The organism is Nocardioides panacihumi (assembly GCF_039530925.1).
Lineage (GTDB): Bacteria > Actinomycetota > Actinomycetes > Propionibacteriales > Nocardioidaceae > Nocardioides > Nocardioides panacihumi.
Genome location: NZ_BAAAPB010000005.1, coordinates 19,721 through 43,015 on the forward strand (window position 1 = coordinate 19,721; position 23,295 = coordinate 43,015).

Sequence of the window (23,295 nt, forward strand, 5' to 3'; positions counted from 1 at the left end):
ACCACTGTGTAACTCGGAGTTACAGTTGACGCATGTCCCTCCTGAACAGCCTCAAGGGCGGCGGCCGTCATGGCGTGCCGTCAGGCGAGAGCCGTGACCCGATCGGCTACCTCGTGGCCGGTCTCAACAAGGTGGCGCAGAGTGAGCTGCTCGACCGCCTCGGGCTGCGCAGGCAGACCGAGCAGGCCGTGTTCACGACCACCAGCAACGGCTTCAAGGTGATGGCGGCAGCGGGCCGGCAGTTCGCGAAGGCCGGCAAGAAGGGGAGGCCGGGCGTGCGGGTCCCCGGGGCCGGTAGCTCGGGCCAGTTCGACCTGACCCCGACGGAGGACGAGCAGATGCTCGTCGACGTCGTGGACGACTTCGCGACCGAGCTCCTCCGGCCGGCCGCGGCGGCGGCCGACGACTCGTGCGGCGCGCCCCCGGAGCTGCTCTCCGCCTCGCTGGAGATCGGGTTGCCCATCCTCGGGGTGCCCGAGGCGCTCGGCGGCATCGCGGAGACCCGGTCGGCTGTCGCCGGCACCCTCGTCGCCGAGGCGCTCGCCCGAGGCGACATGGGGCTCGCGGTGTCCGTGCTCGCGCCGGGTGCCGTCGCGACCGCGATCGGACTGTGGGGCACCGACGAGCAGCAGAAGACCTACCTCCCCGCCTTCACCGAGCCGTCCGACGGCGGAGTGCCGGCCGCGTCCCTCGCACTCGGGGAGCGGGCCGTCCTCTTCGACGTCCTGCGGCCGAGCACGACGGCGGTCCGCGAGGGGAGCGGCGGCTACGTGCTGAACGGCACGAAGTCACTGGTCGCGCGCGGTGCCGAGGCGGAGCTGTTCGTCGTCGGCGCGTCGCTCGAGGGCAGGCCGGTGCTGTTCATCGTCGAGTCGCGCACGCCCGGGCTCACGATCGAGGGCGACCCGGCGATGGGCGTGCGCGCAGGCGGGATGACCACGCTCACGCTCACCGACGTCCGGCTGCGTCCCGACGCGTTGCTCGGGCACGGGAGTCCGCAGAGCACCGACGGGTCGACGTACACGGAGTGTGTGCGCTTCTCACGACTGGCCTGGTGCGCGCTGGCCGTCGGCACGGCTCAGGCGGTGCTCGACTACGTCACGCCGTACGTCAAGGAGCGGCAGGCGTTCGGCGAGCCGATCGCGCACCGACAGGCGGTGGCGTTCATGGTCGCCGACATGGCGATCGAGCTGCAGGCGATGCGGCTCGTCACCTACAAGGCGGCCTCACTCGTCGCTCGAGGTCAGGATGCGGCCCGCGAGATCGCGCTCGCGCGCAGGCTGTGCGCCGACAAGGGCATGAAGATCGGGCTCGACGGCGTGCAGCTGCTCGGCGGTCACGGCTTCGTCAAGGAACATCCCGTGGAGCGCTGGTATCGCGACCTGCGCGCCGTCGGGATCATGGAAGGTGCGGTGCTCGTCTGATGCCCATCAATCTCGACACCCCGAAGAAGTTCGTGCAGCTGCGCGACCAGGCACACCAGGTCGCGATGAACATGCTGCGTCCCATCTCGCGCAAGTACGACCGCGCCGAGCACGAGTACCCCAAGGAGCTCGACATGCTCGCGGCGATGATCGACGGCCTGGAGTCGTCAGGCACGTCCTCCGGCGCGGGCGCCACCGGCGTACGACGGACCGAGGACGGCGGCACCGGCAACCGCAACGGCACCAACATGTCCTCGGTGCTGGGCGTCATGGAGATGTGCTGGGGCGACGTCGGGCTGACCCTCGGCATGCCGCGGCAGGGTCTCGGCAACTCGGCGATCGCGAGTGTCGCCAACGACGAGCAGCTCGAGCGGTTCAAGGGCACTTGGGCGTCGATGGCCATCACCGAGCCGTCGTTCGGCTCCGACTCCGCGCAGGTCGCGACGACCGCGGTCGCGGACGGCGACCACTACGTCCTCAACGGCGAGAAGATCTTCGTCACCTCCGGCGAGCGCTCCGACTCCGTCGTCGTCTGGGCGACGCTCGACAAGTCGCTGGGCAGGGCCGCGATCAAGTCCTTCGTCGTGCCCAAGGACACGCCCGGCCTCAAGGTCGAGCGACTCGAGCACAAGCTCGGCATCCGTGCCTCCGACACCGCCGTCATCTCCTTCACCGACTGTCGCGTGCCCGCTGAGAACCTGCTCGGCAGCCCCGAGATCGACGTGAAGCAGGGCTTCGCGGGTGCGATGGCGACCTTCGACAACACGCGGCCGCTGGTGGCCTCGATGGCTGTCGGCTGCGCCCGCGCCGCGCTGGACCTGACCCGCGACCTGCTGGCGGAGGCCGGTGTCGTCGTCGACTACGACCGTCCCGCACTCACGCAGTCGGCCGCCGCGGCGAAGCTCCTGCAGCTCGAGTCGGACTGGGAGGGGGCGTATCTGCTCATGCTCCAGGCCGCCTGGATGGCCGACAACCGCAAGCCGAACTCGCTGGAGGCATCGATGGCCAAGGCGAAGGCAGGCAGAGTCGGCTCCGACGTGACGCTGTCATGCGTCGAGCTGTGCTCGACCGTCGGCTACGAGGAGCACGAGCTGCTCGAGAAGTGGGCGCGCGACTCCAAGATCCTCGACATCTTCGAGGGCACCCAGCAGATCCAGCAGCTCATCGTGGCCCGACGGGTGCTGGGCCTGACCTCGGCTGAGCTCAAGTAGGCCTTAGGGTCGCCGGCATGACAGTCCTCGTCGTGTCGGCGACACCGCAGGAGGCGGCGTACGTCCCGGACGGGCTCCAGGTCCTGGTGACGGGCATCGGCAAGGTGCCGGCGGCCTCCGCGGTGTCCCGAGCGCTGGCCCTCGACCCGCTCATCAGCGAGGTCGTGAACATCGGCTCGGCCGGTGCACTGCACGACCACCTGGAGGGTCTCCACGAGATCGGCAGCGTGCTCAACCACGACCTCTCGGCCGGCCTCCTGCGTCAGCTCGGTGTCGACCCGCAGGAGTGGCTCACGCTGTCGGCTGACGGGCTTCGCCTGGCGACGGGCGACCTCTTCGTGACGGACCCGTCGGTGCGGGCCGGCCTCGCCACGGTCGCGGACCTCGTCGACATGGAGGGGTACGCCGTCGCCTGGGCCGCTCGGGAGGCGGGTGTCCCCGTCCGGCTGGTCAAGCACGTGTCGGACCGGGCCGACGAGGCCTCGATGGACTGGCCGCAGCTCGTCGACCTCAGCGCCCGCGCGCTGGGGGCGTGGCTGGCCGACGAGCTCTGAGCGTCACTTCTTCTGGCGGTCGCTCGCCCTCCGGAGGGTGTCGGTCTCGGCTTTGATCCGCTTGGTCGTGGCCGGGTCCATGAGCGGCTCGGTGCCGCGCTGCTGCAGGTCGGACTCCGTGGTGTCCGGGTTGTAGTCGCGGCCGGCCCCCGTCGTACCGACCGGCGTGATGACCTCGATGTCCTCGAAGTCCGGCTGCACGGCGGGGGAAGGGATCTCGTCCGCGTCACCGGGACCTGTCACGCCTGAGGGCTCGGTGACGATCTGCTCGTGCTCGGTGGCGGTCTCCGTCGTGGTGCGGTTCGTGGTGGCCGTCCTGGCCAGCGGGTCTCCCTGCTTCTTCACGGTCGCGGACTCGCTCGCGGGTGCGGGCCGCGCGACGCGTTCGTCCGACTCCACGACCTTCGAGACCGCGCCCGACCGGTCACGGCTGACCACCGAGGTGACGAGTCCGCGACCCAGACCGGCGACCTCGCCGACGGTCCGGACGGGGTGGCGCACCGCATGCAGCGAGACGTGGGTGACGGCGCGGACGGCGCCGAGAGGTGTCTTGACGGGGTGGACCATCTGGAATCTCTCCCTGCTGTCGGGACCGATCCAGTACCCCGTCACCGTCCCCCCAAGCGACCCCTAGCGCAACACCCGGGCCCCTGCGGTCGGGTCGGCGAGCAGGTGGTCGGGAGCCCCCAGGCCCGCGTCGGCGAACGCCCCGTTGATCGCCGCGACGACCTCGTCGAGACGATCCGACGCCACGATCGCGACGATCGAGCCGCCGAACCCGCCCCCGGTCATCCGAGCGGCGTCGGCGCCGTGCTCGAGGGCCGTCGTGACCGCGAGGTCGAGCTCCGGGGTCGAGATCTCGAAGTCGTCGCGCATCGACGCGTGCGATGCCGCGAAGAGGTCGCCGAGCGTGCCCCAATCGGCATCGGTGAGCGCCGCGACGGCGGCCGGGACACGGGACGTCTCGGTGACGATGTGGCGAGCGCGTCGAGCGACGCGCTCGTCGGTCAGCCGGGTGAGGTCGTCGAGCGTGGCTTCGCGCAGGGTCGCCACGCCGAGCTCCGACGCCGCTCGCTCGCAGTCCTCCCGTCGCGAGCCGTAGCCGCCGTCCGTGAGCTCGTGCGAGACGCGCGTGTCCGTCACCACGATCCGGCGGTCGCCGAGGGCGAGGGGCACGGCGCTGTGCTCGTGCGTCGTGAAGTCGATGAGCAGCGCGCTGCCCGCCTCGGCGAACACCGAGACCGTCTGGTCCATGCCGCCCGTCGGCGCCTTCGCCACCTCGGTCTCCGCCCGGATGCAGGCGTCGACGACCGCTCGTCGGACCTCGTCGTCAGGCTCGCCGCCGAGCAGGCCGCGCACGGCGAAGGCGACGGCGCACTCGATCGACGCCGAGCTGGACAGCCCGGCGCCGAGCGGGACCGTGCCGTCCACGTGGAGGTCGAGGCCGGGCACCTCGACGCCGGACTCCCGCAGGGCCCACAACACCCCGCCGGCGTACGCCGGCCAGCCGGTCACCCGCCCGGGCGAGAGGTCGTCGACGGTGCCGCTCCAGGTGTCGTCGGCCTGTGCGCTCGAGAGCCGTACCGTGCCGTCGCGGCGGCGTGCGGCCGCCGCGGCGGTGGCGTGGGGGAGCGCGACGGGCAGGACGAGCCCGCCGTTGTAGTCGGTGTGCTCGCCGATGAGGTTGACCCGCCCCGGTGCCCAGCCGACAACGGACGCTGTGACGCCCAGCCGGTCGTGCAGACCGCGCCTGGCACGGTCGGCGAGCTCGTCGGGTGACGCGGGGGGCGGCAGGCTCATGCCGGACAGCGTAGGGACGTCAGCCGCGCGACGACTGGGCGGTCCGCCCGCGCACGATTCCGACGAACGCCTGTGTCCGGTCGTCGTCGTGGTCGATCGCCCACGCCAGTCCGACCGTGGTCGGATCGAGGTCGCGGACGGGCCGGTGCACGACGTCCTTGCGGTGGTAGAGCCGGGCCACCGACATCGGCAGGATCACGATCCCGGTGCCGGCCGCGACCGTCTCGACCGCGTCCTTCTCGGTCATCGCGGGCCAGGCGAGCTGGTCCGCTGCGGGCGTCCACCCGGACCGGTGGGGGAGCACCAGCTGCTCCTCGGCGAGCTCGTCGAGTGACACGTCGTCGGCGAGGGACAGGTAGTGGTCCCGGGCGAGTACGACGACGGGCACCTCGTCGTACAGACGGATGAGGTGGAGGCCGTCACGGTCGATCGGCAGCCGCACGATCGCCATGTCCACCTCGCCGGAGCGCAGAGCGGGCTCCTGCTCGGCCTCGGTGAGCGGCATGACCTCCAGCCGCTCCTTGGAGCGCTCGCGCCATGTCCGTGCCCACTTGTCGGGCGTCGCGCCGGTCACGAAGCCCAGGCGGAAGGTCACGGACCCGATCCTACGGTCACCCGGTCTCGCCGAACTGCTCGACCCGGATGGCAGCGGTGGGCACGCCCGCCTCGCCGAGCAGCCGGGTCGCGTACGACGCGAAGCCGACCGACCCGCAGACGTACGCGCGCTCCGCCCCGGCGACGAGCGGCTCCAGCTCGTCGAGGTACGGCGGCGCCGCGACCCGCCCGCCGAGGTTCTCGCGCGTCAGGGCGACGAAGGCGCCCGCAGCGAGGAGCTCGTCGGCGTAGGGCAGCACCGTGCGGCTGCGACCGACCGCGCACACCCGGATCATCCGCTCCGCACCGATCCGCCGCGCGTGTCGCAGCATCGACACGAACGGCACGACGCCGGTGCCGCCGCCGACGCAGACGATCGGCGTGTCGCCGCTCCAGGTGAACCATCCACCGATCGGCCCGCGGAGCTCGAAGACGTCGCCCGGGCGGGCCTCGTCGTGGAGGAACCCCGAGACCTCCCCTCCGGGCAGGCACTCGACCATGAGCTCCAGCAGCGGGTCGCCCGGGTCGGACGCCACCGAGTAGGACCGCGAGGCCGTGTAGCCGTCCTCGGCGCGCAGACGCAGGACGTAGTGCTGGCCGGGCAGGTGGTCGACGCGATCCGCCACGTCGAGGCGCAGCCGCACCAGACGGTCGTCGCGGTCCATCTCGACGAGGGTCCCGGTGGTCCACCCGCCGATCGGCGCCCGCGTCTCCTCGGCGAGGCCCGTCACGGGTCGCCCTGGTAGCGCTGCTCGAGCCACGGGTCGCCGCGGTCGTGGTAGCCGTTCTGCTCCCAGAAGCCCGGCCGGTCGCGGTCCATGAGCTCCAGACGCGTGATCCACTTGGCCGACTTCCAGAAGTACAGGTGCGGCACCAGCAGGCGGACAGGTCCGCCGTGCTCGACGGGCAGCGGACGGCCGTCGTACTCCCAGACGATCCAGGCCTTGTCGCCGCGCAGGTCCTCCAGCGGCAGGTTCGTCGTGTAGCCGGTCGTCGAATGGGCCATCACGAATGCCGCCTCGGGCCGGGGGCGAGCGATGTCCAGGAGGGTGTCGACGCTGACCCCGCCGAACGTCACGTCGAGCTTGGACCACGTGGTGACGCAGTGGATGTCGCCGAAGTACGTCGACCCGGGCAGCGCGTGGACGTCGCGCCACGTCCACGTGTGCGGGTTGTCGGCGAGTCCGTCGACCGTCATCGTCCACTCGTCGGGCACGAGGTGGGGCGTGACCTCGGCGGTCAGCGTCGGCCAGTCCGCCCCCGTGTCGTACTGACCCGGCGGGACACGGCCCGGTCGGCCGCGCCGGGCGCGTCCGCTGAAGCCTCGGGTGATCGGCACCGGTCCACCGTAGCGGCGCGACGGCGCAGTCGGAATCGCGGCGGCCTCAGCCGACGCCCCGTCCTGCCGATCAGGCAGGCGTGCCCGACCAATCGCCCCTCGAGTCACCGGGGCCCCTCCGCGCCCACGCCTGGGTGGTGCCTGACCTGAGCGCCCGCTCCGAGGCGGACGACGTGGTCGAGGAGACCGATGGGGCCGAGGACGACACGGCGGACGAGTTCACGCGCCGGGTCGAGGACCGCGTCCGCATCGCGCGTTACGCGCACAGCCTGAAGCGGGTCGTCCACTCGCCCAGCGAGCTGACCAAGGGACGCGAGATCGAGCAGCAGGCGGCCGTGTGGGTGCCGATCGTCACGTTCACCGTGACGGCCGTGTGCGCCGTCATCGTCGTCCTGCTGGCGACGACCGTCGCAGGCGACCCTGGCCACGGCCGGCTGTCGGAGGCGTTCGTCGCCCTCGCCACGGTCGGCTTCCTGGTGGCCGGGTTCAGCACCCTCTCCCGCTCCCAGGACTACTTCGACGTACGCCGGCCAGGCGGGCGCCTCATCCGCACCGACCTGGCCGACGCGTACGAGACGGTGCGCGACGGGGCCGCCGTGCTGGTCGAGCTCGGTGTGCCGCCGGCGGCGCTCTCACGCGTTGCCGACCTGCTGCCGCAGGCCGAGCGACTGGTCGACTTCCTGGTCGACCACGAGGCCCGCGGCGGCGTCGTGCGCGGCCATCCCGCCTACGACCAGCTGACCCTGATGGGCGCCGAGGTCACGGTCCTCACCGACATGGCCGAGGAGCGGCTCGGCCGCCGGTCGAGCCGACGCCGCGACCGTCCGGTCGACGCCGAGCGTGCCGAGCAGCCGCCCGACGAGGCGGGGGTGACGCCGTTCGACACGCTCGCCGACCTGGTCGCGATGCTCGGGCCCGACGTACCCGGCCCGCGGCTGCCGCGGCAGTACGGCCGCTGAGCCGGATCAGCCATTGTCCGTCCAGGCCAGCCCGGGTCAGCTCAGCTTGCCCCCGTAGCTGGGCAGCCGGAAGCCGCGCTCGTAGTTGCCGCCGACCAGGTCCGAGGCCCGGTTGCCGACGTCGGCGATGATCCGCCAGCCGGCGTGGGTGATCTGCCGGCGGCAGCGCTGCTTGCCGTGGGCGAGGGCCTCGCCGTGCCGGCGCCCGCACATCCCGGTGACCGTGTAGCCGGCCTGCTTGAGGGTGCGACGCACGCCGTGGAGGCTGTCCTGGTAGCGACCCGTCACGAAGAAGACGCCCACCCCGAGTGCGTGCGCGTGGCGGGCGAACCGCAGCGTCGGCCGGACCGGCTGCGGCCACGCGTAGTGGGTGGCGAGCGAGGTGTTGTCGATGTCGAGCACGATCGCCAGCGGGCCACCGCCTTGCGGGACGCGCCGGTCGAGATAGGTGACCGACCCCTGCATCGCCTGCCTCACGTCGGCCTGCCACTGCGACTTGCTGGGCAATGTCGCGGCGTCGGCGGGCGCCGCGGCCAGCACCGGGAGGATCAGGCTCAACACGGCCAGAAGTGCTCGGGTCATGCTCCCGAGGCTAACCGCAGACACGGTCGGTGACCGATCTGCGACTGATTCGGGACCGGCTTGTTTCGACCGGCGGCACACGGGGCACTGTGCACGGTGCCTGGGCGGGTACGGGCGCAAGCGGGTCCCGCTTCAGGGACGACCGGCAGGGTGCCGGCCGGGTGCGAGCGCGCCCGCGGAGGTAACCCGATGAAGCGTATGGCGAGCACAGTCGCCGTGGCGGCGCTGGTGCTGGGAGGGACTGCGGCTGCGAGCAGCGGGCTCAGCGGCGGCCGATCACACGACGAGAGGGCCCTGGAGGCCACGAGGACGGCACCGAGCCGAGGGATCGAGGCGCGGGTCAACGCCCTGCTGCGGAGGATGACGACCCAGGAGAAGCTGCAGCAGGTCCAGCTGCTCTCCGACGGCCAGATCACCGACGCCGACGCCCAGGCCGGGGTCGGAGGCGTGTTCAGCCTGACCGACCCGGCGAAGATCAACCACTACCAGAAGATCGCGGTCGAGCAGTCGCGGCTGCACATCCCGATCCTGTTCGCCTACGACACCATCCACGGCTACCGGACGGTCTTCCCCGTGCCACTGGGCGCGGCGAGCTCCTTCGACCCGGGTGTGGCCAGCACTGACGCCTCGATCGGCGCCCGCGAGTCGGCCACCGTCGGCATCAAGCAGGTCTACAGCCCGATGGTGGACGTCTCCCACGAGCCGCGCTGGGGCCGCATCGTCGAGGGCAACGGGGAGGACCCGTACCTCGGCTCCGTGATGGCGGCCGCCCGCGTCAAGGGCGCCCAGGGGCCCAACTACGCGGCGCCCGACAAGGTCGTCACGAGCGTCAAGCACTTCGTCGCGTACGGCCAGCCGGAGGGTGGTCGTGACTACAACACGACCGACATGTCCGAGCAGCGCCTGCGCAACATCTACCTCCCGCCGTTCAAGGCGGCGGTCGACGCCGGCGCCGACACCGTGATGTGCTCGTTCAACGCCATCAACGGCGTGCCCGGCTGCGCCAACTCCTACACCGAGACCCAGATCCTCAAGAAGGAGTGGCACTTCGACGGCTTCATCGAGAGCGACTACACCGCTGTCGCCGAGACCCGCGCGTGCCCGCCGAAGACGCCGGACAACGGTTCCTGCGGACACGGCACCGCGGCGGACGGGCCGGAGGCAGGCGCGAACGCCCTCATGGCCGGCACCGACTCGGAGATGGTCAGCACCAACATCCGCGACTACGGCGCACAGCTGCTGGCTCAGCACCGGATCACGATGGCGCGGCTCGACGACGCCGTACGCCGGATCCTGCGTGTGAAGTTCCGTGCCGGACTGTTCGAGCACCCGTACGTCGACCAGGCCCGTGCCGTCGACCCGGCCAGCTTCGTCACCGCGGCCGACCGCACCGCAGCACGCACCGCCGCACAGAAGTCGATGGTCCTGCTGAAGAACGACGGCCCGACGCTGCCCTTCAGTGCGAGCGCCAAGACGGCCGTGATCGGCCCGCTGGGCGATGACCAGCACGACATGCTGGGTCCGTGGTGGGGGCAGGGTCGAGACGAGGACGCCGTGTCGCTCTACACCGGGATCAAGGCGCAGAACCCCAACACGACCTTCACCCAGGGCTGCACCCGCGCGAACGTCGACCCGCCGGCGGCCAAGGACGACGACGCCTGCAGCAACGCCGACCTCGCCGCGGTGACCGCCGCCGCGAACTCGGCCGACCAGGTCGTGCTGGCGCTGGGGGAGACCCGGGAGATGAGCGGTGAGGCCAACTCGCGCTCCGACATCTCGCTCCCCGGCGACGAGCAGAAGATCATCGACGCCGTGAAGGCGACGGGGAAGCCGTTCGCCGTGGTCCTCTTCAACGGCCGGCCCCTCACCCTCGGCCCGGTCGTGGACTCGTCCCCGGCGATCCTCGAGGCGTGGTTCCCCGGCATCGAGGGCGGCAACGCGGTGGCCGACGTGCTGTTCGGGAAGGTCAACCCCGGTGGCAAGCTGCCGGTGTCGTTCCCGCAGCGGGTCGGGCAGGTCCCGATCTACTACAACCACGAGCCGACCGGTCGGCCTTGTGACGTCACGCAGAAGTACGTCTCCCGCTACCGGGACCTGCGGACGTGCGACCCGCTCTTCGCGTTCGGGTTCGGTCTCAGCTACACGACGTTCAACGTGTCGGCGCTCGACCTGAGCCGCACGCAGGTGGGCCCGCACGGGAGCCTGACCGCGACCGTGACCGTCACCAACACCGGCACCCGCGCCGGTGACGACGTCGTGCAGCTCTACCTCCACGACCCGGTGGCGAGCATCTCGCAGCCCGTACGCCGCCTGCGCGGCTTCGAGCGGGTCACGCTCCAGCCGGGTGAGACGCGCAAGGTGACGTTCACCGTCGACCGCAGCGACTTCGGGTTCTACGACAACCGCGGCAAGTTCGTGGTCGAGCCGGGCGCGATCGATCTCTATGCCGGCGACTCGTCGGCCGCATCCCTGACGAAGACGTTCACCGTCACCGCCCACTGAGGAAGGAGTACACCGAGGCTCGAGTGTCTGGGCCACCCCTGGGTGGCCGAGGCACTCGAGCCTTCCACGTCTACATCCCGAGGAGCCGGGCGAGCGCGAGACGCGCGGCCTCGGAGTGCTCGGCGAGCTGAGCCACGTTCCGGGCCAGCAGGGCCGCCCATGCGTCGATGCTGACGTCGCGACGGGAGATCACGACCCCGCCGACCTCGGACACGACCCGGGCGCGAGGCGCACGCCCCGGGACGGGCTCGAGCTCGAGCACCTGGCCCTCGAAGTGCACCCTGATCGAGGTGACGGCGCCCTCTCGTCCTGCCAGCCGGTCGGCCAACGAGCGCTTGCGGTCGACCTCGACCACACCTGGTGGCAGGACGTCGCCGAGGTTGGCGGTGAGGACGTTCGCGTACGTCTCGAGGTCTCGCGTGTCGGCCCGCAACGACGCGGCGAGGCTGTCGAGGTCGATGTCGGACTCATCGGTCATCGGCGTCTCCTCAGTCGCTCAGCGGGAGGACGAGCGTCGGCTTGGCGATGGTGTGGTCCTCACGCAGCGCGCGGATCGCCGTACCGATCGCGAAGAACTCCGTCGTGTGGCCTCCCCAGCCGTGCGGCAGGCTCCTCAGCTGTACGCCGACGATGCCGTCAGCGTCGAGCCGCTCCGCCTCCGCCTGCATCCTGCCCATCGCCAGCTCGCGGGCGTCGTACAGCGCTTCGGTGAACTGCGGGATCTCGACGTTGGCGCCCATGTTGCCGAGCGCCTGCCAGAACCTCTGGTGGGCGATGTGATAGACGCAGGTGCCCATGGTCAGGCCGAGGGGGGCGTAGCCGGCCTGCAGGAGCGTCCAGAAGTCCTGGCCGGACAGGTCCGAGGTGAACGGCTGGCCGAGGTTGTTGCGCCAGGAGTGACCGGTCGGGGCGAGCGGGTGCTCCGCGTCGGCCTTGACCGCGGTCCCGACGGCGATGAACTCGGCGATGCTCTCGCCGAACTCCTTGAACTCGATCTCGAGGCGGACGCCGACGATGCCGTCCGCACCCAGCGCGTCGGCCTCCGCCTCCATGCGGGTCATCGCCAGCTCGCGGGCGTGGTACATCGCCTCGGAGAGCGTGGTGAGCTCCTGGTTCTTGCTCCACCGGCCCAGCTGTAAGCCGACGTGGTAGACGCTCGATCCCAGCACGAGCCCCAGCGGACGGAAGCCTGCCTCCCGCACGAGCAGGAACTCGTTGACGCTCAGGTCGGAGGTGAACAGGCCACGGTGCTCGCCCTCGCGCATGGAGTTCAGCCGGTTGATGGCGTCGCGGGGGATGGCGGCGTCGGCGATGGTCATGAGGCGGTCTCTCTCGTGCGGTCGAGGGGCAGGATGCTCAGGCTGCGGGTGGGCGCGACGGCACCTCGGTGGAAGGACGTCGCCGTCGTGCCGATGAAGAGAGCCTCGGCGTAGTGGTCGCGGTGGTTGTCGGACGGCTCGTTCTCCCACACCCTCAGCTTCATGGAGGAGACCATGACCGTCTCGCCGCCGTGCTCGCGAGCGCGCCGCTCGAACTGGTCGCGGGCGTCGTGACGGACGGTGTTGACCAGGTCCGTGTAGCCGTCGACCTGCGTGTTCCCCCAGGTCGACGTCTGGTTGCGCACCCCGTAGTCGTCGTGCCGGACCCCGGCCGCGATGCCGATGGCGATCCCTGTCGGCACCCAGCCGGCGTGCAGGAGCTTGCTGACGTCGCTCCCGGACAGATCAGTGGTGAACGGCCGTGTCGCCGTCGCAGCGTCGGTCCGCACAGCGGTGCCCAAGGCGAGGAACTCGCGGTTGCTGCCGCCGAGGTGGGTCTCGGAGAGCCGGATCCCGACCACCCCGTCCGCACCGAGCGCGGTGGCCTCCTGCACGAGTCGCCGAAGGGCCGTGTGCCAGCCCTCGTAGACCGCCTTGACGTACGGCGTCAGGCCCGCCCAGCTGGTCGCACTGCCCGACGAGACGGTACGTGAGGCGTTCCACCCGTAGGCGTAGCCGCACCCGTAACCGGCCCAGCCGGCGTGCTGCACGATGCAGCCCATCACCTCGCCGACGGGGCTGAAGCCGACGGCGGCCAGCGCGGCGGCCTCGGGCGCCGAGAGCAGCGAGCCGGCCACCTTCGAGCGTGCCGCGCGTTCCATGCGCAGCTGCGCCTGGGGCGGCAACCCGTGGCCGTCCCACGGCACTGGTCGTGGCTGGTCAGCGGACACGGGCGCCATCGTGCCCTATCGGCCGGAGGTCAGCGGCGTCGACACGGAGGACGCATCGGACGCGATCTGCCGACGGGGTCTCGCGAGGCCCAGAGCGCGATGACGAGCGCCAGCAGGCCAACACCCGCCCATGCCAGGAGCAGCCCCGCTCTGGCCGGTCCGTTCCACGGCACCAGGAGCGGGCGGCGCAGCACGGACTCGAGGATGAGCAGGCTGACCCCGAGAAGCACCAGCCCCGGCGCGACGCGGACTCCGGGCTCCGGGTCGCCACGTCGTGCCAGGGTGGCGGCCGCCGCGACGGCGACCGTGGCCAGCACCACCAGCTCGCCCGAGACCGCCGTCGGAGGCCGCAGGAGGTCCCGAGACGTCGCCATCAGCAGGACGGCCACCCAGCCGACGCCGAGCAGCGCCGCACCCGCTGCCAACGTGGGTGCCCGGCGCCGCCACGTCCCTCGGGGAGCGACGGCGGTCAGCGCCACCGCCGCGTCATCGATGAGGTAGGCCGCACTGCCCGCGAGCGCGAGCTCGGCGATCCTTCCGACGAGCGGCAGGACCGCGTCGGCCGACGGCAGGACTGCCACGACGAGGACGAGGGAGCAGGTCCCGACGGCCGTCGTCACGACCGGCCACGGCGTCCTGCTCCTCCAGTTCATGGCCACCACGTCATGACAACGCCAGGGCGAACGACACCGCAGCGCCGAGGGTGAGTGCGGCGCCCGCGATCACCAGCACCCGACGGTGCGCCGGGTCGCGGAGCAGGGCGGCGACCACGGCCAGGCCGCACAGACAGAGGACCCAGCCGAGCGCCCACACGGGCTCGATGGACGCGACGAAGGTCGTGCTGAGCACCTTCCCGTTCTCGACGTGCTCGTCCATCAGCACCGGCCACGCCGAGGCCAGCCGCTCGGCTCCTCCCCGGTCGTCGCTCGCCGGGATGGCGGTCGCGACGACCAGGACCACGACCCCGAGCAGGGCCGATCCCCGGAACGGCGCCCAGCGCGCGACGGCGACGCCGAGGAGCGGCCCGCCGAGGGCCGCGAGCGGGCCCATCAAGATCAGGGTGGCGAGGACGTCGACGGCCGGGTAGTCGCCGAACCACGTCACGGGGGCGCTCGGCGGGATCCCCTGCGGCGGCCACAGCGCGTTCACGATCAGCATGTGCACTGCGCACGCCGCACCTGCCATCCCGGAGACGAGGCAGGCCAGGCACAGTGAGAGTGTCCGTGCCTGATGGTCGACCGGGACCGTGCCGACGAGCTCGCGGGTGCGGCGCAGCGATGTGGTCAGCCGGTGGGCGATGACGAAACCGAACACGCCGAGGAGGAAGGCGATGGTCATGGTGGCCACCATCGGGTTCGTTCCACCGCCCTTGTTCTGGACGTAGTCGACGATCATCAGCACGATCAGGAGCACGCACGGCAACACGAACAACGGGTGGCGGGCATACCGGCGGGCGTCAGCCTTGGCCAGGGCGAGGAGGGTCGCGCGCGAGACGTCAGGCGCGGGCGGCGTCGGCACCATTGCCCGAGCGAGGCCGGCGCTCACGACGCACTCTCCAGCCGCTCGTCGTCCGCTGCGTCGCCCACCAGCAGCAGGTAGGCGTCCTCGAGCGCCGGCTCGATCAGCTCGGCGTCGGGCGGAGGGTCGCCGACGTTGCGGACCCGGCCCGTGCCGGTGCGCCACGCGTACTGCGCGGTGGGCTGCCGTGTGTCCGACATCCACACCCGCCCTGCCGCCTCGCTGACGAGATCGACGATGCGGCCGTCGAAGAGCACCTGTCCGCGGTCGAGCACGATGACCCGCTCGCACAACGCCGCGACGTCCTCGGTCTGGTGGGTGGAGATCACCACCGTCGCCGACTCTCCCGCCTGACCGAGGACGTCGCGGAGCCGTCCTCGCTGGGCGGGATCGAGCCCGGCCGTCGGCTCGTCCAGCACGAGGAGGTCCGGGCGCCCGAGCAGCGCCTGGGCCAGCACCAGCCGGCGGCGTTGGCCACCGGAAAGGGCGCCCACGCGCTTGGGGGCGACATCGGCGAGGTCGACGAGCTCGAGGACCCGGCGTACCTCCTCGTGGCGAGTGCCGGCGTCGGACCACTCCTTGAGGATTGCCAGGTAGTCGATGAAGGAGAACGCCGTGAAGCCACGCGGGAAGCCGGTCTCCTGCGGGGCGTAGCCGAGGTGACGGCGAACGGTCGTCCGGCCCGTCAGCGAGCGAGGGTCCTCACCCATGATCCGGACGGTGCCTTGATCGGCGGCCAGTGCCGTAGCGAGGATCCGGAGGATCGTGGTCTTGCCGGCTCCGTTGGGCCCGAGAAGCCCCGTGATCCCGGGTCCGAGGTCGAGGGTGACGTCGGCCAGGGCGGTGTTCCGCCCGTACGACTTGCCGACACCGGACAGCGCGACGGTGTTCATGAGTTCCTCCCCGCAGGGTCGAGGGTCGGGTGGTTCAGGACGAGGTGGACGAGGGCGATGACCGCCAGGGCGGCGAGGACCAGCTGCATGGCCGGCTCCACGACCGTTTCGGGTTCGCCGGCCCGGTCGGCCATGAGGACGCCAAGGCTCCAGGCCGCGCCGATCACCGCAGCGGTGGTCGTGGTGCCGACGTAGGGCGACAGCGCCAGCGTGATCGCGATGCCCGTCAGCGCCGGGGTCAGCCAGGCGACCGCGAGCCAGGCCGGACCTGGCAGACCGAGCCCGAGCAGCATCGCGACCGGGACCGAGGTCGCCAGCACTCCGGCCGTGCGCAGGAGCAGCAGCCGCAACGAGGAGTACGGCGTCGCGACCTCCAGCTCGTGGGCGGGGTCGGCATCGCCGCCGAACGACGCCGCGACACCGGCCACCGGCGCGAGCGGTGCGACGATGAGGAACAGCGACATGCCCAGGTCGCCCGCGAACACGGCGGCCACTCCGGCGAAGACCGTGATCGAGAAGAGCCCGAGCACCCACGCGCCCTGGAAGGCCGGCACCGCGCCGAGCAGACGCGCGGACTCCGCCGAGACCCCCACGAGGCGCAGCAATCGCTCGATGGCGCCGGCGCGGGGCTCCTCGACGTGCGCGCGGACCGCCCGCCAGGCCCGTTCGACCGGCTCTTCGGGCATCAGGCCTCGCAGACCCGCCGTGCAGCTGCGGCACCGCATCAGATGTGCCTCGACCGACGCCCCGGCGACCGGCGTGCACCGGCCCTCTGCGTACGCCGCGAGCGCCGTCGCATCGACGTGCCAGACCGCACTCATGCCAGCTCCTCCCTCATCGTGGCGCGGGCGCGCTGAAGCCTGGACTTCACCGTGCCGCGTGGGATGCCGAGCAGCACCGCGGCCTCGCGGGTCGACAACCCGTCGATCACGGTCAGCTGCAGCACGACGCGAAGCTCGGGAGAGATCCGGGCCAGTGCCGTGCCGACATCGACGTTCTCCAGGCGCAGGAGCACCTGCTCCTCGGCCGACAGCTCCTGCGCGTCACGTTCGAGCAGCGCAGGGCCGAGACGTATGTCGCTGCGGCGGCGTAGACGGCTGATCAGCCGTCGGACCGCGATGCCCCACAGCCAGGCCGCCACTTCGCCGTCGCCGCGGAACCGGGATGCGCCGTCCCATGAAGCGATGAAGGTGTCCTGCAGCACCTCCGCCACCGCGTCCGAGTCGGCGCATCGGTGGGAGAGCCGGGCGTGGATCCAGGTCGCATGCCGGTCGTAGAGCTCACGCAGCGCACCTTCGTCCTTACCGGCCATCAGGTGGAGGAGGTCGGCATCCGTGAGCTCACGGTCAGCCATACAAGGACTGTCGCACCTCGCCCGCGCGTTGGACCACGGAGCGCGAACCTCCTTCGTGCGCGATCGGTTCGGCAACCACCAGCCGTCCGCATCCGATCTTCGCTGCCGCGAATGTCCCCGGCCACTCCGGCGGCGGCGTCCTCGTCGGGGAACGACAGCGCGATTGCGGAGCGCACCGTCCTGCGGGGGAATGAGAACCGGCCCCGACCTGTGTTCCCAGGTCAGGGCCGGTTGCATTCGCGTGCGCGAGGGGGGACTTGAACCCCCACCCACTATACGTGGACTAGCACCTCAAGCTAGCGCGTCTGCCTATTCCGCCACCCGCGCGAGTGCGAACAGAACGTTAGCAGCGTGACCCCCGGTAGACGAATCGGGGGAGTCCATCAGAGTCCGCGCGGGGCGCATCCTCGGTAGTGTCCCGTTGTGCTGACCTGGATCCGCGGTTACCAGCGTGCCTGGCTCCGTGGTGACCTGCTCGCCGGGCTGACCGTGACGGCGTACCTCGTGCCGCAGGTGATGGCCAACGCCGAGCTCGCCGGCGTGCCGGCCGTCCTGGGCCTGTGGGCGGCCATCGGCGCACTGCTGGGCTACGCCCTGCTCGGCACGGGCCGCCTGCTGTCGCTCGGACCGGAGTCGACGGCGGCGCTCATGACGGCCACCTCGCTCGCCGCCGTGCCGGTGGCCGACCGGCCCGCGTTCGCGGCCACGCTCGCGTTGGCGACGGCGATGTGGTGCCTCGTCGCCTGGCTCATGCGGCTCTCGGCACTGGCCGACCTGCTGTCCAAGCCGGTGCTGGTCGGCTACCTCACCGGCATCGCCTTCATCATGATCCAGTCGCAGCTCGACGCTCTGCTCGGGATCAAGGTCGAGGGCGACGGGTTCTTCCCCGAGCTCTGGTACGCCGCGACGCACCTCGCCGACGCACACGGGCCGACCGTCGTGCTCAGCGGCACGGTCCTCGCCGCCATGCTGATCGCCTCGTGGCGATGGCCCAAGGCGCCGGTGGCGCTGTTCGGCATGCTGGGCGCGACGGCCGCTGTGGCGCTGTTCGACCTTCGCGACAAGGGCGTCGGCGTCGTGGGGGAGATCCCGGCCGGCCTTCCGCCGTTCGGCCTGCCCGACATACCGCTCGACGACCTCTGGCGGTTGCTCCCCGCTGCGCTCGGCATCGCGTTCGTCACCTTCACCGACACGATCCTGACCGGCCGGGCGTTCGCCGAGGGCAACGACCGCCCCGACGCGCGTCGCGAGCTCGTGGCGCTTGCTGCGGCGAACCTGGGAGCCGGCCTCCTGCACGGTCTGCCGTCGAGCAGCAGCGGCTCGCGGACCGCGATCGCCCAGGCGGTCGGCGGTCGGTCCCAGCTGGCCGGCGTGGCGACAGTCGTCGGCACCATCGCGGCCGTGCTGCTCGCCCGGCCGGTGCTCGAGGCGTTCCCGACCGCTGCCTTGGGCGCCGTCGTCGTCTACGCGGCGATCCGGCTCATCGAGACGCGCGAGCTCCTCCGCTTCGCCCGCTTCCGCACCACCGAGCTGCTGATCGCGCTGGGCACGACCCTGGCCGTGCTGCTGACCGGCGTGCTCGAGGGCATCCTCGTGGCGATCTTCCTCAGCGTCGCGGACCTGCTCCGCCGGGTGGCCCGTCCCCATGACGCGTCGCTGGGCTTCGTGCCGGGGCTGGCCGGCATGCACGACGTCGACGACTTCGCACAGGCGGAGCCGGTGCCTGGGCTGGTGATCTACCGCTGGGACTCGCCGCTCTTCTTCGCCAACGCCGACAACTTCCGGACCCGCGCCATCGCGGCGTACGAGCATGCCGGGAAGGCCGCGGAGGTGCGCTGGTTCGTGCTCAACTGCGAGGCGATCGTCGAGATCGACGTCACGGGGGCGGACACGCTGGATGAAGTACGCCTCGAGCTGGTCGGCCACGGCGTCGCCTTCGGACTGGCCCGCGTCAAGCAGGATCTGCTCGCGCAGCTGGCGAGCGCCGGCCTGACCGAGCGGATCGGCGACGACATGATCTTCCCGACCCTGCCGACCGCGGTGGCGGCCTACCACGCGTCGGCCGGTGGGTAGGTTGGAGCCATGGCCGAGCCGATCGATCACTCAGTCGACCCCGCCGGTGAGGTCGTCGACCTGTGCCGTGAGCTGATCAGGATCGACACGAGCAACTACGGCGACGGATCGGGGCCGGGGGAGCGGAAGGCGGCCGAGTACGTCGCCGCGCTGCTCGACGAGGTCGGCATCGAGTCGCAGCTCCACGAGCCGTTCCCGGGGCGCACCAGTGTGATCGCGCACTGGGGTGGGACCGGCCGGACCGACGGCCTGCTCGTGCACGGCCACCTTGACGTCGTCCCCGCTGAGGCGTCCGACTGGCGGTTCGACCCGTTCGCGGCCGAGGTCCACGACGGCTACGTCTGGGGCCGGGGAGCGGTCGACATGAAGGACTTCGACGCGATGGTGCTCAGCGTCGTGCGCGCCCGCCAACGCGCCGGTCGCGTCCCCGAGCGACCCGTCACGCTCGCGTTCCTGGCCGACGAGGAGGCCGGCGGGCACCAGGGCTCCGAGCAGATCGTCAAGGACCTTCCCGACCACCTCGAGGGCGTCACCGAGGCCGTCGGCGAGGTCGGAGGCTTCAGCACGACCGTGCGCGGCCGCCGGATGTATCTGATCGAGGCCGCCGAGAAGGGCATGGCCTGGATGAGGCTCACCGCCCGCGGCACGGCAGGGCACGGCTCGATGATCAACCGCGACAACGCGGTGACCAGGCTCGCCGGCGCCGTCGCGCGGATCGGTGCCCACCAGTGGCCGGTCCAGCTCACTCCGACGATGCAGACGCTGCTCGCAGCGGTCGCCGAGCTCGCCGGCACGGAGGCGACACCGGAGAACGCCGAGGCGTTGGTCGACGAGTTCGGCCCGGCGGCGCGGATGATCGGCGCCACGCTGCGTCACGTCGCCAACCCGACGATGCTCGGCGCCGGCTACAAGGTCAACGTCATCCCGACGGAGGCGACGGCGCACGTCGACGGACGCTTCCTGCCGGGCTACGAGGACGAGTTCTTCGCGACGCTCGCCGAGCTGTGCGGTGAGGACGTGGACATCGAGTTCGTCACCAACCAGCGCTCCTGGGAGACGCCGTACGACGGCACCGCGATCTCCGAGGCCATGACCCGGTCCCTGCTGGCCGAGGACCCCGACGCGGTCGTGGCGCCGTACCTGATGTCTGCCGGCACGGACGCGAAGCACTTCAGCAAGCTCGGCATCCGCACCTACGGCTTCGCCCCGCTGCGGCTGCCGGAGGACCTCGACTTCACCGCGCTCTTCCACGGGGTCGACGAGCGCGTGCCGGTCGACGGGCTGGAGTTCGGGGCCCGCGTCTTCGACCGGTTCCTCGACCTGGCCTAGGCGCGGATCGCCTCGGCGATGGGGGTCTCGCCGTTGCGGAAGCCGATCGTGCGGCCCACGGTCGCCTCTTCCACCAGCGCGGCCGCGACCACGGCCGCGACGTCTGCACGCGTCACGTGGTTGTCGCCGGCATCACGCGACGTGACCACATCGATCCTGCCGGTGGGCTCGTCGAGCGTCAGCCGCCCCGGGCCAAGGACCGTGAAGGCCAGCGACGACCCACGCAGGTGCTCGTCGGCCGCGGCCTTCGCCTCGGCGTATGCGTGGAAGGGGTCGTCGGCCGGCACTACGTGATCGGCCCGCGCACCGAGGTAGGACACCATCACGTACCGCTGCACCCCGGCGGAGACGGCCGCGTCGATGCTGCGGACGGCGGCGTCACGATCGACGGCGAACGTGCGCGTCGGGCTGCCGCCTCCGGCGCCGGCCGACCAGACGACTGCGTCGTGTCCCCGGATCAGGTCGGCGAGCCCGTCGACGTCCAGCTCCTCGATGTCGGCGACCACGGGACGAGCGCCTGTGGCGGCGACATCCGACTCGTGGTCGGGATTGCGGACGACGGCGGTGACACCGTCGCCGCGCGCGACGAGCAGTGGCGCCAGAAGAAGCGCGACCTTGCCGTGTCCGCCCAGGACCACCACGTTCGCCATACATCTCCTCGTCTCACACTGGACCCGCGCGGATCGTCCCGCGCCTGGTGCTGTGACGCTACCTCGCGCGCCGCGCTCGCCGATGGGGTCCACGTGACAGCCGTCGGTACAGTCTTGACCCATGCCCGCGCACACCACTCGCACCGCTGACCGCGGTACGGCGGCATGAGAGCCCGCTCGTCCGCGGGCCGCTGGGCTGTCTCGCTGGCCGTCTGCCTGCCTCTGCTGGTGGCACTGGGCGCGGCCCTCGCCATCGGCCACGGGTCCGCTGCTTCCGACGCTGCGCGCCCGGCGGCCCGACCCTCCGCGCCGCCCGCGACCCAGGTGACCGTGCCGACCCAGCGCGCGACCCCGTCGACCCGGCCCGTGTCCGAGTCCCACGTCGTCCTCGCACTCGGCGACTCCGTGCCATCGGGCCATGCGTGCGGCTGCAGTCCGTTCCCGGAGACCTACGGGTCACTGCTCAGCAGGCGCACGGGCGCACAGGTCACCGTCGACAACCGCGCCGCGAGCGGCCTCCAGACGGCCGACGTGATCGACCAGCTGCGCGATCCCGACGTCGAGGGCGCCGTACGCCGGGCAGACGTCTTCCTCGTGACGATCGGCGCCAACGACTTCGGCGACCACCACGACCAGGTCGTCGGCGGCACGTGCGGTGCCGGCGACTCCGACTGCGTCAGCGACGAGCTCGACACCATGGGGGCACACCTGGCCTCGGTGCTCGCGAGGATCCGCGCGCTTCGGCACGGCGAGCCCACCTCGATGCTCGTCACCGGCTACTGGAACGTCTTCGAGGACGGAGACGTCGCCCGACGCGCCTACGGAGAGGCGGGCCTGCAGGCCTCGCTCAGGCTGACCCAGCGGGCCAACGCCGTCATCAGGTCCGTCTCCACCGCCGCGGGCGCGCGGTACGTCGACCTCTACCAGCCGTTCGAGCAGGCCGGTCGGGACGTGACCGCCCTCATGGCGGCGGACGGTGACCATCCGGACGCGGCCGGGCACCGGCTGATCGCGCGCACGCTGCTCGCGGCAGGCCTTCCGCGCAGCTGACCGTCCCGGCGGCGACGGCCGAGGTGTCAGGGACGGAACCCGCGGATGTTCTCGCCGAGCCAGCGCAGCGCCTCCGGCGTCAGGGCCATCCACACCGACGTACGGTGGCCGGCGTTCTGCAGGACCACCGCGTGCACGGCCGTCGGTGCCCGGACCGCCCCGAGGAACTGAGCGCTGGAGCTGTAGCTGGGGTGGTCCGCGTGCGATGTCTCCAGCCACAGCGACACCGGCGGCGGATGGTGGGCGACCGTCGCGGCCAGGTCGTAGTAGCGGCCCTGGGGACTCGATGCCGTGAACGGCTCGTAGAACGGCCCGAACTTGGGGCTGAAGTATCCGCCGAGCACGATCCCGGCGCCGTACTGCGCGGGGTGCAGGATCGTCGCCATGGCCGCGTCGAACCCTCCTGCGGAGTAGCCGACGGTCGCCCAGGAGCTACGCGAGCCGACCACCCGGAAGTGCTGACCCACCCAGTCCGGGACGTCGCGGGTCAGCCAGGTCTCGACCTGCGGCTCGCCCGGTAGCCCGTTGACGCCCTCGGTGTCGACGCCGCTGGGGATCTCGATCGCCGGCATCACGATCAGCGGCGGCCGTATGCGGTGCTGGCCCACGGCGCGATCGACCATCTGGTCGAGGTGGAAGTACGTGATCCAGTTCTGGGGCTCGCTGGGGTAGCCGTGGAAGGCCTCGAGCACCGGGTAGCGCCGGTTCGCGTCCGCGGCCGAGGAGTATCCCGGGGGCAGCTGGACGAGGACCTTCCCGGTCAGACCGCTGAGAGCGCCGTGCACGGTGTAGGTGACCAGCCCGGTCGACGTCGTGGGCGCGCGAAGGGCCACCGGATGGGCCGCCACCGGCGCAGGATCCCCGGCCACGGCGATGTCGGCCGCCTGGGCCTCGCCCGCACCCCGGTGCAGCGACGTCTGGACCAGGTGCCCGTTCATGGCGCCGCGCAGGTCGGCCCAGCTGGCGAAGAAGAGGTACGTGGCGTTGAGCTGGGTGGCCGCGGTCAGCAGGACGAGCGCGTTCACCAGGACGAGCGCACCTGCTCGGCCGGCGACGTGCCCGGCGGAGGGGCGCGTGAGCCGCGGCCAGATCAGGATGACCGCCACGAAGGCCGCGACGGTCAGGACGATGATCCCGTCGAGGAATATCGGGCCGATGAGCGACATGGTGGACCCCTGGGTGCCGGCTCCCGCAGGCGCCGCGTGGCGGGCGCCCGACGCCTCATCAAAGCGCGCCTGCCTGAAGGAAGGCTGA

Annotated in this window: 24 protein-coding genes and 1 tRNA gene; 8 read left to right on the plus strand and 17 right to left on the minus strand. The window is 71.6% G+C overall.

The annotated features are described in order from the left end of the window. Positions 1–32 precede the first annotated feature (32 nt). From ABD205_RS19025 to ABD205_RS19035, 3 genes are read left to right on the plus strand one after another with little or no spacing between them, the layout of a single operon-like run. Positions 33–1,424 carry an acyl-CoA dehydrogenase family protein gene (locus ABD205_RS19025; protein WP_344047589.1) on the plus strand — a complete coding sequence of 464 codons (1,392 nt, stop codon included), beginning with the start codon at positions 33–35 and terminating at the stop codon, positions 1,422–1,424. Next, the gene (locus tag ABD205_RS19030; protein ID WP_344047591.1) at positions 1,424–2,635 is read left to right on the plus strand and encodes an acyl-CoA dehydrogenase family protein; all 1,212 of its coding nucleotides are present in this window, start codon (positions 1,424–1,426) and stop codon (positions 2,633–2,635) included. Before ABD205_RS19025 ends, ABD205_RS19030 begins: the two co-directional genes overlap by 1 nt. Positions 2,636–2,652: 17 nt before the next feature. Beyond that, positions 2,653–3,189, plus strand: a complete 537-nt coding sequence (locus ABD205_RS19035; RefSeq protein ID WP_344047593.1) for a nucleosidase — start codon at positions 2,653–2,655, stop codon at positions 3,187–3,189. A gap of 3 nt (positions 3,190–3,192) precedes the next feature. Here the strand turns inward: ABD205_RS19035 and ABD205_RS19040 are convergent, their stop codons facing one another. The 5 genes from ABD205_RS19040 to ABD205_RS19060 form a co-directional block, all read right to left on the minus strand. Next, positions 3,193–3,756: a hypothetical protein gene (locus tag ABD205_RS19040; RefSeq protein ID WP_344047595.1), complete on the minus strand. Its 564-nt coding sequence runs from the start codon at positions 3,754–3,756 to the stop codon at positions 3,193–3,195. 63 nt (positions 3,757–3,819) lie between these two features. Further along, positions 3,820–4,989: a galactokinase gene (gene galK, locus ABD205_RS19045; protein WP_344047597.1), complete on the minus strand. Its 1,170-nt coding sequence runs from the start codon at positions 4,987–4,989 to the stop codon at positions 3,820–3,822. A 19-nt stretch (positions 4,990–5,008) separates the two neighbouring features. Next, positions 5,009–5,584, minus strand: a complete 576-nt coding sequence (locus ABD205_RS19050) for a LysR family substrate-binding domain-containing protein (RefSeq protein WP_344047599.1) — start codon at positions 5,582–5,584, stop codon at positions 5,009–5,011. A gap of 16 nt (positions 5,585–5,600) precedes the next feature. Continuing rightward, positions 5,601–6,314: an FAD-binding oxidoreductase gene (locus tag ABD205_RS19055; RefSeq protein WP_344047601.1), complete on the minus strand. Its 714-nt coding sequence runs from the start codon at positions 6,312–6,314 to the stop codon at positions 5,601–5,603. Further along, positions 6,311–6,922: a sulfite oxidase-like oxidoreductase gene (locus ABD205_RS19060; RefSeq protein ID WP_344047603.1), complete on the minus strand. Its 612-nt coding sequence runs from the start codon at positions 6,920–6,922 to the stop codon at positions 6,311–6,313. The genes ABD205_RS19055 and ABD205_RS19060 overlap by 4 nt, the downstream gene beginning before the upstream one ends. 137 nt (positions 6,923–7,059) lie before the next feature. Here ABD205_RS19060 and ABD205_RS19065 point away from each other — a divergent pair, with 137 nt between their 5' ends. Continuing rightward, positions 7,060–7,881 (plus strand): hypothetical protein, encoded by an 822-nt coding sequence (locus tag ABD205_RS19065; RefSeq protein ID WP_344047605.1) that lies wholly within the window; start codon positions 7,060–7,062, stop codon positions 7,879–7,881. 36 nt (positions 7,882–7,917) lie between these two features. On the opposite strand, the gene ABD205_RS19070 is transcribed toward ABD205_RS19065, so the two are convergent. Then, entirely contained in the window at positions 7,918–8,463 is a 546-nt protein-coding gene (locus tag ABD205_RS19070) for an HAD family acid phosphatase (RefSeq protein ID WP_344047607.1), read from the minus strand. Between the two features lie 198 nt (positions 8,464–8,661). Here ABD205_RS19070 and bglX point away from each other — a divergent pair, with 198 nt between their 5' ends. Further along, entirely contained in the window at positions 8,662–10,965 is a 2,304-nt protein-coding gene (gene bglX / locus ABD205_RS19075; RefSeq protein WP_344047609.1) for a beta-glucosidase BglX, read from the plus strand. A gap of 70 nt (positions 10,966–11,035) precedes the next feature. Here bglX and ABD205_RS19080 read toward each other — a convergent pair whose 3' ends face one another. The 9 genes from ABD205_RS19080 to ABD205_RS19120 form a co-directional block, all read right to left on the minus strand. Continuing rightward, the gene (locus tag ABD205_RS19080) at positions 11,036–11,443 is read right to left on the minus strand and encodes a hypothetical protein (protein ID WP_344047612.1); all 408 of its coding nucleotides are present in this window, start codon (positions 11,441–11,443) and stop codon (positions 11,036–11,038) included. 10 nt (positions 11,444–11,453) lie between these two features. Then, positions 11,454–12,284, minus strand: a complete 831-nt coding sequence (locus tag ABD205_RS19085) for a heavy metal-binding domain-containing protein (RefSeq protein ID WP_344047614.1) — start codon at positions 12,282–12,284, stop codon at positions 11,454–11,456. Continuing rightward, complete coding sequence (locus ABD205_RS19090) at positions 12,281–13,174, minus strand: heavy metal-binding domain-containing protein (protein WP_344047616.1); 894 nt, start codon at positions 13,172–13,174, stop codon at positions 12,281–12,283. Before ABD205_RS19090 ends, ABD205_RS19085 begins: the two co-directional genes overlap by 4 nt. A gap of 29 nt (positions 13,175–13,203) precedes the next feature. Next, a complete protein-coding gene (locus ABD205_RS19095) occupies positions 13,204–13,827 on the minus strand; it encodes a hypothetical protein (protein WP_344047618.1) in 624 nt (207 codons plus the stop codon). 10 nt (positions 13,828–13,837) lie between these two features. After that, positions 13,838–14,719, minus strand: coding sequence for a hypothetical protein (locus tag ABD205_RS19100; RefSeq protein ID WP_344047620.1), 882 nt, complete (start codon positions 14,717–14,719; stop codon positions 13,838–13,840). Then, positions 14,716–15,585, minus strand: coding sequence for an ATP-binding cassette domain-containing protein (locus ABD205_RS19105; RefSeq protein WP_344047622.1), 870 nt, complete (start codon positions 15,583–15,585; stop codon positions 14,716–14,718). Before ABD205_RS19105 ends, ABD205_RS19100 begins: the two co-directional genes overlap by 4 nt. Then, positions 15,582–16,406: a zf-HC2 domain-containing protein gene (locus tag ABD205_RS19110; RefSeq protein WP_344047624.1), complete on the minus strand. Its 825-nt coding sequence runs from the start codon at positions 16,404–16,406 to the stop codon at positions 15,582–15,584. Before ABD205_RS19110 ends, ABD205_RS19105 begins: the two co-directional genes overlap by 4 nt. Further along, positions 16,403–16,939 carry an RNA polymerase sigma factor gene (locus tag ABD205_RS19115; RefSeq protein WP_344047626.1) on the minus strand — a complete coding sequence of 179 codons (537 nt, stop codon included), beginning with the start codon at positions 16,937–16,939 and terminating at the stop codon, positions 16,403–16,405. The genes ABD205_RS19110 and ABD205_RS19115 overlap by 4 nt, the downstream gene beginning before the upstream one ends. Before the next feature lie 242 nt (positions 16,940–17,181). After that, positions 17,182–17,266: transfer RNA gene (locus ABD205_RS19120), tRNA-Leu, on the minus strand. Positions 17,267–17,362: 96 nt separating this feature from the next. Between ABD205_RS19120 and ABD205_RS19125 the strand changes: the two genes are divergently transcribed. Next, the gene (locus tag ABD205_RS19125) at positions 17,363–19,012 is read left to right on the plus strand and encodes a SulP family inorganic anion transporter (protein ID WP_344047628.1); all 1,650 of its coding nucleotides are present in this window, start codon (positions 17,363–17,365) and stop codon (positions 19,010–19,012) included. 9 nt (positions 19,013–19,021) lie between these two features. Beyond that, complete coding sequence (locus tag ABD205_RS19130; RefSeq protein WP_344047630.1) at positions 19,022–20,341, plus strand: M20/M25/M40 family metallo-hydrolase; 1,320 nt, start codon at positions 19,022–19,024, stop codon at positions 20,339–20,341. Here ABD205_RS19130 and ABD205_RS19135 read toward each other — a convergent pair. After that, positions 20,338–20,991, minus strand: a complete 654-nt coding sequence (locus tag ABD205_RS19135; protein WP_344047632.1) for an NAD(P)H-binding protein — start codon at positions 20,989–20,991, stop codon at positions 20,338–20,340. The two genes, ABD205_RS19130 and ABD205_RS19135, sit on opposite strands and share 4 nt — an antisense overlap. A 165-nt stretch (positions 20,992–21,156) precedes the next feature. Between ABD205_RS19135 and ABD205_RS19140 the strand changes: the two genes are divergently transcribed. After that, on the plus strand, positions 21,157–22,041 hold the full coding sequence (locus tag ABD205_RS19140) for an SGNH/GDSL hydrolase family protein (RefSeq protein ID WP_344047635.1): 885 nt from the start codon (positions 21,157–21,159) through the stop codon (positions 22,039–22,041). A gap of 26 nt (positions 22,042–22,067) precedes the next feature. Here ABD205_RS19140 and ABD205_RS19145 read toward each other — a convergent pair whose 3' ends face one another. After that, positions 22,068–23,207 carry an alpha/beta hydrolase gene (locus ABD205_RS19145; protein ID WP_344047637.1) on the minus strand — a complete coding sequence of 380 codons (1,140 nt, stop codon included), beginning with the start codon at positions 23,205–23,207 and terminating at the stop codon, positions 22,068–22,070. Positions 23,208–23,295: the final 88 nt, after the last annotated feature.